Source organism: Noviherbaspirillum sp., from assembly GCF_035944575.1.
In the GTDB taxonomy this organism is placed as follows: domain Bacteria; phylum Pseudomonadota; class Gammaproteobacteria; order Burkholderiales; family Burkholderiaceae_D; genus Noviherbaspirillum.
In genome coordinates this window covers 1-9051 of record NZ_DASZBA010000088.1, presented here as the reverse complement: position 1 = coordinate 9051, position 9051 = coordinate 1, and the positions used below count along the sequence as shown (strand labels likewise).

Annotated in this window: 9 protein-coding genes and 1 pseudogene; 9 read left to right on the top strand and 1 reads right to left on the bottom strand. The window is 60.0% G+C overall.

What is annotated here, in order from left to right; all coding sequences use genetic code 11:
- The first annotated feature begins 31 nt into the window (after positions 1 to 31).
- Both ftsZ and VGU61_RS05150 read left to right on the top strand, forming a co-directional pair.
- Positions 32 to 1213 carry a cell division protein FtsZ gene (ftsZ, locus tag VGU61_RS05155; RefSeq protein WP_326858034.1) on the top strand — a complete coding sequence of 394 codons (1182 nt, stop codon included), beginning with the start codon at positions 32 to 34 and terminating at the stop codon, positions 1211 to 1213.
- Positions 1214 to 1322: 109 nt separating this feature from the next.
- Positions 1323 to 1829: a peroxiredoxin gene (locus VGU61_RS05150; RefSeq protein ID WP_326858032.1), complete on the top strand. Its 507-nt coding sequence runs from the start codon at positions 1323 to 1325 to the stop codon at positions 1827 to 1829.
- 85 nt (positions 1830 to 1914) lie between these two features.
- Here the strand turns inward: VGU61_RS05150 and VGU61_RS05145 are convergent, their stop codons facing one another.
- Entirely contained in the window at positions 1915 to 2676 is a 762-nt protein-coding gene (locus VGU61_RS05145; protein WP_326858031.1) for a DeoR/GlpR family DNA-binding transcription regulator, read from the bottom strand.
- Positions 2677 to 2828: 152 nt separating this feature from the next.
- On the opposite strand from VGU61_RS05145, the gene glpD reads away from it, so the two are divergent.
- The 7 genes and pseudogenes from glpD to VGU61_RS05110 all read left to right on the top strand — a co-directional run.
- Entirely contained in the window at positions 2829 to 4355 is a 1527-nt protein-coding gene (gene glpD, locus VGU61_RS05140; protein ID WP_326858030.1) for a glycerol-3-phosphate dehydrogenase, read from the top strand.
- 147 nt (positions 4356 to 4502) lie between these two features.
- Positions 4503 to 5603: an ABC transporter ATP-binding protein gene (locus VGU61_RS05135; protein WP_326858029.1), complete on the top strand. Its 1101-nt coding sequence runs from the start codon at positions 4503 to 4505 to the stop codon at positions 5601 to 5603.
- Between the two features lie 2 nt (positions 5604 to 5605).
- Positions 5606 to 6694, top strand: coding sequence for an ABC transporter ATP-binding protein (locus VGU61_RS05130; RefSeq protein ID WP_326858027.1), 1089 nt, complete (start codon positions 5606 to 5608; stop codon positions 6692 to 6694).
- 1 nt (position 6695) lies between these two features.
- A complete protein-coding gene (locus VGU61_RS05125; RefSeq protein WP_326858026.1) occupies positions 6696 to 7565 on the top strand; it encodes a sugar ABC transporter permease in 870 nt (289 codons plus the stop codon).
- On the top strand, positions 7565 to 8368 hold the full coding sequence (locus VGU61_RS05120) for a carbohydrate ABC transporter permease (protein ID WP_326858033.1): 804 nt from the start codon (positions 7565 to 7567) through the stop codon (positions 8366 to 8368). The genes VGU61_RS05125 and VGU61_RS05120 overlap by 1 nt, the downstream gene beginning before the upstream one ends.
- Position 8369: 1 nt before the next feature.
- Positions 8370 to 8657 (top strand): DUF2160 domain-containing protein, encoded by a 288-nt coding sequence (locus tag VGU61_RS05115; protein WP_326858025.1) that lies wholly within the window; start codon positions 8370 to 8372, stop codon positions 8655 to 8657.
- 81 nt (positions 8658 to 8738) lie between these two features.
- A pseudogene (locus VGU61_RS05110) lies at positions 8739 to 9051 on the top strand (carbohydrate ABC transporter substrate-binding protein); the annotation flags it as partial.

Here is a 9051-nt window from a genome sequence, read left to right as displayed (position 1 = left end):
TGAAAACTGCATCTTGGATAAGGAAGTCATCATGGAAATCGATATGGTAGACAATGCATCACTCGGCACGGTAATCAAGGTCGTTGGCGTCGGCGGTGCCGGCGGCAATGCGGTGCAGCACATGATCAACAAGGGCGTGTCCGGCGTGGAATTCATCGCCGCGAACACCGATGCGCAGGCACTCAAGCAGTCGGCTGCGCATAACGTGATCCAGATCGGTGAAACCGGTCTCGGCGCCGGCATGAAGCCGGAAGTCGGCCGTGCGCTGGCGGAAGAATCGCGCTCCCGCATCGAAGATGCGCTGCGCGGCGCGCACATGGTGTTCATCGCTGCCGGCATGGGTGGCGGCACAGGCACCGGCGCGGCACCAATCGTCGCCCAGGTGGCGAAGGAGCAGGGCGCGTTGACGGTGGCCGTGGTGTCCAAGCCGTTTTCCTATGAAGGCGCGAAGTGCATGGAGATCGCCGACGAGGGCCTGGAAGCATTGAGCCAGCACGTCGATTCGCTGATCGTGATCCTGAATGAGAAACTGGAAGAGATCTACGAAGACGACAGCATGATCGAATGGCTGCAGCATGCCGATGATGTTCTGAACAATGCGGTCGCCGGTATCGCGGAGATCATCAATGTGCCGGGCCATATCAACGTCGACTTCAACGACGTCAAGACCATCATGGGCGAGCAGGGCAAGGCGATGATGGGTACCGCGACCGCCTCCGGCGTCGACCGTGCGCGCATCGCTGCCGAACAGGCAGTGGCATCGCCGCTGCTGGATGGCATCGACCTGTCCGGCGCGCGCGGCGTGCTGGTCAACGTGACTGCCAGCCGCAATCTGAAGGGTAAGGAAATCAAGGAAGTCATGGCAACCGTGCGCGCCTTCGCCGCCCCGGATGCGTCGATCGCGCAGGGCATCGCCTACGATGACAAGATGGGCGACGATATCCGCGTTACCGTGGTGGCGACCGGTCTGGGCCGTGCACGCAAGAGCGTGCAGCTCGTGCAGACTCCGGTGCTGCGCACCGGCACCCACAATGAGCCGATCATGGCAACCAGTGGCGGCAGCCAGGGTGTTCAGCCGGCGCAATCCTTCGACGGCCTGAAGGCCCCGGCGGTATGGCGCCGCGAATCGGCGTCGGAAACCGTCCGCGCGCTGGAAAAAAACGGCATGGAGACCTACGACATCCCGGCCTTCCTGCGCAAGCAGGCTGACTGATTAACCCATGCAAAAGTAGCAATAACAGGGCATACTGCGGTCTCACGCCGCGCCTCGCTGGCGCGGCGTTTTTCTTTCATCCTGTCTATTGATACGCAAAGGAATCACCATGACCATCAAGATCGGCGACCGCCTGCCGGAAGGCACACTGTCCGAATTCATCGACGTCGAGACAGAAGGCTGCGCGCTCGGCCCGAATACCTTCAATGTCGGCGACCTCGTCAAGAACAAGAAAATCGCCATCTTCGGCCTCCCCGGCGCTTACACACCGACCTGCTCGGCCCAGCACGTGCCCGGCTATATCCAGAATGCGGACGCGCTGAAGGCGAAAGGCGTCGACGAAATCTGGTGCATCTCCGTGAATGATCCGTTCGTGATGGGTGCATGGGGCCGGCAGCAGAATGCGACCGGCATCGTGCGCATGATGGCCGATGGCAGCGCGAAATTCACCAAGGCGCTGGGACTGGAGTTCGACCTCACCGAACGCGGCATGGGAATTCGTTCGCAGCGTTACTCGATGCTGGTCGACGACGGCGTCGTAAAGCAGTTCAATCTTGAACAGCCGGGCAAATTCGATGTGTCCAACGCGGAAACCCTGCTGAAGCAGGTGAGCTGAAATCGTTGCAATGATGCAATGACGATACAAAAACGGCGCATCGAGCGCCGTTTTTTTGCGCCCCGCCGCAAAGCAGCCGTTCCCGTCACGGCGCGACCACCACCTTCACCTGCGCCTCTTTCAACACCTTCGCCAATGCCTCCGGTGGACGCGCATCGGTGAACAGCATATCGACCTGCGACAAACTGCCCATGCGCACCAGCGCCTGGCGCCCAAACTTGTCCCGGTCCGCGACCAGCCAGACCTCGCGAGATTGCTCGATGATCGTTTGTGCCACCTTGACTTCACGTGGATCGAAATCACGCAGTGTGCCGTCGGCCTCGATGCTGGAAATGCCCACGATACCGATGTCGACCTTGAACTGCCGGATGAAATCCACCGTCGCTTCACCGACGATGCCGCGGTCCCGTCCGCGCACCATGCCGCCGGCGAGAATCACTTCGCATTGCGGGTTGTCTGCCAGGATCGCCGCGACATTCAGATTGTTGGTGACCACATGCAATCCCTGGTGGCGGATGAGCGCACGCGCCACTTCCTCCGTTGTGGTGCCGATGTTGATCAGCAGCGAACAGCCCGGCGGCACCCGTTCGGCCACCGCGGCGGCGATGCGGCGCTTGGCATCGATATTCATGACCTGCCGCTGGCTGTAGTCGATGTTCTCCACCGAGGATGGCATGCCCACACCGCCATGGTAGCGAGCCAGCAATTTCGCCTCTTCCATCTGCTTGACGTCGCGCCGGACGGTTTGCGGCGTGACGCCGAGCTGCTGCGCCAGCTCCTCGACCGACATCGTCACGCGTTGCTTCACGACATCAAGCAACCGTCTTTGACGTGGATTAAGGGTCATGCCGTTTCTCCTTTGCAAACTATCAAATAGTGAGGACTATTTAAAACGAACAGAAACGAAAACGTAAACTCAATTTATTTGTTGATTTGCGTTCGCATTTTGTCGTATCTTACTAGCCTGTTTCCATCCCTACAAACATTTTCGGCAACCGCATGAGACTGGACAACATGGATTGTGACCTGCTAATTGTCGGCGGCGGTATCAACGGCGTGGGTATCGCACGTGATGCGGCCGGACGCGGGCTGTCAGTCATACTCTGCGAGAAGGACGACCTCGCGTCGCACACTTCTTCGGCATCGAGCAAGCTCATCCATGGCGGCATCCGGTATCTAGAAAACTATGAATTCGGACTGGTGCGCAAAGCGCTGATCGAACGGGAAGTGCTGCTGCGATCCGCCCCGCACATCATGTGGCCGCTACGCTTCGTCCTGCCGCATGACAAGGGGCAGCGCCCGGTCTGGATGATGCGTGCCGGACTGTTCCTTTACGATCGGCTGGCGCGGCGCGAGCTTCTGCCGGGATCGGAAGCGGTCAACCTGCACAAGCATGACGCCGGCAAGCCGCTCAAGCCCGAATTCACCGACGGTTTCGTGTATTCGGACGGCTGGGTCGACGATGCTCGGCTGGTGGTGCTAAACGCGATGGATGCGACGGAAAAAGGCGGTACCGTCCTGACCCGTACGGTCTGCGAGTCCGCCACGAGAACGAGCAAAGGCTGGAACGCGAAGCTGCGCGCGGTGGACGGTAAGGAGATCGAAATTCATGCGCGCTGCATCGTCAACGCGACCGGTCCCTGGGTGACCGAATTCCTGCGCGGCGCGGCGCGCGAAAAGTCGACGAAGAACCTGCGGCTGATCAAAGGCAGCCATATCGTCGTCAAGCGCCTGTTCGACCATCCTTACGCCTATATTCTGCAGAACCCCGACGGCCGGATCGTGTTCGCGATCCCTTACGAAAACGACTTCACGCTGGTTGGTACCACCGATATCGAATACCGCGGCGACACCAACAAGGTCGGCATCGACCAGGCCGAGATCGACTATTTGTGCGAACTGACGCAGCGTTATTTCCGCCGCCCAGTGAAGCCGTCCGATGTAATCTGGTCATACTCCGGCGTGCGGCCGCTGGTCGAGGATGAGGCATCGAATGCGTCGGCGGTCACGCGCGATTACCGGCTCGAACTGGAAAACGGCGGCGCGCCGCTATTGTCTGTGTTCGGCGGCAAGATCACGACCTTCCGCAAGCTGGCCGAAGAGGCGGTGGACATGGTTGCGGGAGCCCTGGGCAACCGCCATGGCGCATGGACCGCCAATGCCTGCCTGCCCGGCGGCGACCTGTTCGGCAACCGGCCGGCCAATCGGTCGGTGCTGGAGTTCGATGCCTATCGGGAGGGGCTGCAACGAAAGTATGCATGGCTGCCGGCGAAACTGGTGGCGCGGTTTGCACGCGCCTACGGCACCTATACCGACCGTCTGCTGGCCGGGCGCACCCGGATATCCGATATGGGCGAAGAAATCGCGCCGGGACTGTATGCCGCCGAAGTAAAGTATCTGATGACACGCGAATGGGCGGTCACCGCGCATGATGTCTTGTGGCGCCGGTCCAAGCTTGGCTTGCATATGCCACCCGGAACGGAAGAAAAGCTCGATGCCTGGATGGCCGCACAAGGAAAGGAATAACACGCACATAATCCGTACACTCCCGGTCTTCACCTGAACCCCGGAGCAACCGGACATGCATGCGCGATACGGCGTCACCTATCGCAGCCCGGCCGAGCCAACATAAGAACTCAAGCGCCGCCAGTAGAATTTTTGGAGGAAGACACTGTGCTTCTAGCATTGGAAAACGTCAGCAGCCGATACGGCGCTGAACATCACATTTACCCGCTGTCGCTTGCGCTCGTTCCAGGCACCATCAACGTGTTGCTGGGCACGACGCGGGCCGGCAAGACGTCGTTGATGCGCCTGATGGCCGGGCTCGACAAGCCGACGACCGGGCGCGTGCTGGCTGGTGGCGCCGACGTCACCGGCGTGTCGGTTCGCGAGCGGGACCTGGCGATGGTGTATCAGCAATTCATCAACTATCCATCCTTCAGTGTGTATGACAACATCGCATCGCCGCTGCGCATCAAGCGCCTGCCGGAGGAAACCATCCGCAAGCGCGTCACCGAAATGGCCGAACGGCTGCACATCACGCCCTACCTGCAGCGCTCGCCCGCCGAACTGTCCGGCGGCCAGCAGCAGCGCACGGCGCTGGCACGCGCATTGATCAAAGAGGCCGGTCTCCTTTTGCTGGACGAACCCCTGGTCAATCTCGACTACAAGCTGCGGGAGGAATTGCGCGAGGAACTCACCGAACTCTTTTCGGAAGGCAAGACAACCGTTGTGTACGCAACGACGGAGCCGCTCGAAGCGCTCCAGCTCGGCGGTCATGTCGCGGTACTGCATGAAGGCAGGCTGCTGCAGCACGGCGATACGCTGAGCGTGTTCAATGCGCCGAACTCCATACAGACCGCACGCACCTTCAGCGATCCGCCGATCAACCTGATTCCTGCGACCGTGGATGCGGACGGCGTCGCGCAACTGGGCTCCGGGCTGGCGGTGGCGCTCAGCCCCCGGCAGCGGCAAGGAATCACCGGACACAACGAAGTCATCCTCGGCGTGCGTGCGCACAGCCTGCGGCTTGCGCCACGGCACGCGGATGAAATTGCGATCGGCGCCGAAGTCGAGCTGGCGGAAATCAGCGGTTCGGAAACCTATGTTCACGTGCATCGCGGCCCGATCGGGCTGGTCGCGCAATTGCCGGGCGTGCATAACCTCGACATCGGCACGCAATGCCATCTGTATTGCGATTCCAACGATCTGTTTTTGTTTGCCCCCGGCGGCGCATTGCTGTTTGCGCCTGCCCGATCCGAAGCTGGAGCATAAGCATGGCCCGTATCGAACTCGTTGACCTGGCACATGCCTACAAGCCGAACCCGGCATCGCCGAGCGACTATGCACTCCGGCCGATGACCATGCAGTGGGACGACGGCGGTGCGTACGCTCTGCTGGGGCCGTCCGGATGCGGCAAGACCACGCTGCTGAATATCATCTCCGGCCTGGTGCGTCCATCGCACGGCCGCGTGCTGTTCGACGGAAAAGATGTGACCGCCTTGCCGCCGGAGGCGCGCAACATTGCGCAGGTGTTCCAGTTTCCGGTCATCTACGACACGATGACGGTATTCGACAATCTTGCTTTCCCGTTGCGCAATCGCGGCTGGAAAGGCGCGGATGTGAATCGTCGCGTCGAGCAGATTGCCGAAATGCTGGAATTAACGCCCGATCTCAAGCATCGTGCCAGCGGATTGTCGGCGGACGCGAAACAAAAGATTTCCCTGGGGCGCGGTCTCGTACGTCCCGATGTGGCGGCCGTGCTCTTCGACGAACCGCTGACGGTGATCGACCCGCACCTGAAATGGCTGCTGCGCCGCAAGCTCAAGCAAATCCATCATGAACTGAAACTGTCGCTGATCTATGTGACACACGACCAGGTCGAGGCGCTGACCTTCGCCGACAAGGTGGTGGTCATGACACAGGGCGAGGTCGTACAGGCCGGCACCGCTCAGGAGTTGTTCGAGGAGCCGGCGCACACCTTCGTCGGCTACTTCATCGGCAACCCGGGGATGAACCTGATCAGCTGCCCGGCACAGGATGGCGTCATTCGCATCGACGGCGGAAGCCTTCCTTTGCCACCGTCGGCAAGGGAGGCCGCACGGACGGCCAAGGGTGGCCAGGTAACCCTCGGCATCCGCCCGGAGTTTGTCGAATGCATGGCGCAGCCGGGGGAGGGCACACTCGCCGCGTCCGTGATTTCGATGCGCAATCTCGGTACCCACTGCCTGGCGGAATTCAGGGTCGGCACGCATACCGTCGCGGCAAAAATGCGCCATCTCGCGGCAAACGAAGGCCAGCAGATCTGGTTGCGTTTTCCGCCGGAAAGAACACTGTATTACGTCAACGATAAGCGGGTAGCCTGACATGAAAACCTATAACAACCGCGCCTGGTTCTTGATTCTTCCCGTCATCCTGGCGGTGGCGTTCTCCGCCATCCTGCCCTTGATGACCATCGTCAATTACTCGGTGCAGGATATTCTCAGCCCGACTCAGCACGTCTTCGTCGGCACTGAATGGTTCAAGATGGTAATGCGCGACGAAGAACTGCACGGCGCGCTGTACCGGCAACTGATCTTCTCGTTATCCGTGCTGGCGATCCAGATTCCGCTCGGCATCCTGATCGCGCTCACCATGCCCGCCGACGGCTGGAAGGCGTCGATGTCGCTCGTGCTTATCGCCTTGCCGCTGCTGATTCCCTGGAACGTGGTCGGTACCATCTGGCAGATCTTCGGCCGCGGCGACATCGGCCTGCTTGGCTACGGTATCAACAGCATGGGTATCGACTACAACTACACCGGCGATTCCGTCGACGCCTGGGTGACCGTACTCGTGATGGATATCTGGCACTGGACACCGCTGGTGGTGTTGCTCTGCTATGCCGGCCTGCGCGCGATTCCCGATGCCTATTACCAGGCGGCACGCATCGACGGCGCATCACGCTGGGCGGTGTTCCGTTTCATCCAGTTGCCCAAGCTGCGCAATGTATTGATGATCGCTGTGCTGCTGCGTTTCATGGACAGTTTCATGATCTACACTGAACCGTTCGTGCTGACTGGCGGCGGCCCGGGCAACGCGACCACTTTCCTGTCGCAGTACCTGACGCAGAAAGCGGTCGGCCAGTTCGACCTTGGTCCGGCGGCGGCGTTTTCGCTGATCTACTTCCTGATCATCCTGCTATTCTGCTTCGTGCTGTACAACTGGATGCAACGCGTCGGTACGGGAGACAAAAAATGATGCAAAAACGCCTTACCGTGCCCATCCTGGTGATCTACCTGCTGCTGTCGCTGCTGCCGATCTACTGGATGCTGAACATGTCGCTGAAGACCAACGAGGAGATTGTCGGCGCCCTGACGATGTGGCCGAACAACCTGACCTTCGACAATTTCAAGACGATCTTCACCGATCCGTCGTGGTACGACGGTTACATCAATTCAATCATTTACGTCGCCATCAACATGGTGCTGTCGGTGTCGATCGCGCTGCCTGCGGCTTACGCGTTCTCGCGCTATTCGTTCGTCGGCGACAAGCACCTGTTCTTCTGGCTGCTCACCAACCGCATGACGCCGCCGGCGGTGTTCCTGCTGCCGTTTTTCCAGCTGTATTCGACGGTCGGCCTGATGGACACGCACCTGGCGGTTGCGCTGGCCCACATGGTGTTCAACGTGCCGCTGGCGGTCTGGATTCTGGAGGGCTTCATGTCGGGCATTCCAAAGGAAATCGATGAAACCGCCTATATCGACGGCTACAGTTTTCCTAAATTTTTTATTAAGATTTTCCTGCCGATGATCAAGGCGGGCGTCGGTGTCACCGCGTTCTTCTGCTTCATGTTCAGCTGGGTGGAACTGCTGCTGGCGCGCACGCTGACATCGGTCAACGCCAAGCCGATCGCCGCAACCATGACCCGCACCGTATCGGCCGCCGGCATGGACTGGGGCGTGCTGGCAGCGGCCGGCGTGCTCACTGTCGTGCCTGGCGCGCTGGTGATCTGGTTCGTCCGGCATTACATCGCCAAGGGCTTCGCGATGGGGAGGGTGTGAGATGGAAGGCAATGTATTTTCCTGGATGGCATGGACGCCGCCCGTGGCGATATTCTTCACCTGCATCGTGCTGATGCTGATCGGAATGACGATATGGCAGATCCGCTCGCCGAGCGTCGAGCGCAAGGGATTCCTGCCGATACCCACCACGCGCGGTGACCGCCTGTTCATCGGCTTATTGACGGCCGCCTACATCAACCTGGCCTGGACCGGGCTGACCGATCTCGCGCAATGGATCGGCGCGATCGTGGGTTTTGTGGTGTTACTGGTTTTGATGCGCTGGGGTTGAACCCGCGTTTCGGCGCACGGTGGGTTCCTTTCCCTCCATCGTGTGTTTATGTCCATGGGAAGGCTATAAAAAGGTGGAGATATGAGACTGAAACTGACGGCGTTAGCGGCTGCCGCGATGCTAGCCTCCGGTGCAACCTGGGCTGACATGAACGCGGCACAAAAATGGATTGACCAGGAATTTCAACCATCAACCCTGAGCAAGCAGCAACAGCTGGATGAGATGAAATGGTTCATCGAAGCGGCCAACAAGCTCAAGGCGAAAGGCGTCAAGGAAATCAACGTGGTGTCCGAAACCATCGATACCCACGTGTACGAATCCAAGACCATGGCCAAGGCCTTCGAGGAAATCACCGGCATCCGCGTCAAGCACGACCTGATCCAGGAAGGCGACG

Excerpts from the sequence above, each read along its gene's own strand:
- ftsZ (WP_326858034.1), top strand. The coding sequence starts at position 32 with ATGGAAATCGATATGGTAGACAATGCATCACTCGGCACGGTAATCAAG.
- VGU61_RS05150 (WP_326858032.1), top strand. The coding sequence starts at position 1,323 with ATGACCATCAAGATCGGCGACCGCCTGCCGGAAGGCACACTGTCCGAA.
- VGU61_RS05145 (WP_326858031.1), bottom strand. The coding sequence starts at position 2,676 with ATGACCCTTAATCCACGTCAAAGACGGTTGCTTGATGTCGTGAAGCAA.
- glpD (WP_326858030.1), top strand. The coding sequence starts at position 2,829 with ATGAGACTGGACAACATGGATTGTGACCTGCTAATTGTCGGCGGCGGT.
- VGU61_RS05130 (WP_326858027.1), top strand. The coding sequence starts at position 5,606 with ATGGCCCGTATCGAACTCGTTGACCTGGCACATGCCTACAAGCCGAAC.
- VGU61_RS05125 (WP_326858026.1), top strand. The coding sequence starts at position 6,696 with ATGAAAACCTATAACAACCGCGCCTGGTTCTTGATTCTTCCCGTCATC.
- VGU61_RS05120 (WP_326858033.1), top strand. The coding sequence starts at position 7,565 with ATGCAAAAACGCCTTACCGTGCCCATCCTGGTGATCTACCTGCTGCTG.
- VGU61_RS05115 (WP_326858025.1), top strand. The coding sequence starts at position 8,370 with ATGGAAGGCAATGTATTTTCCTGGATGGCATGGACGCCGCCCGTGGCG.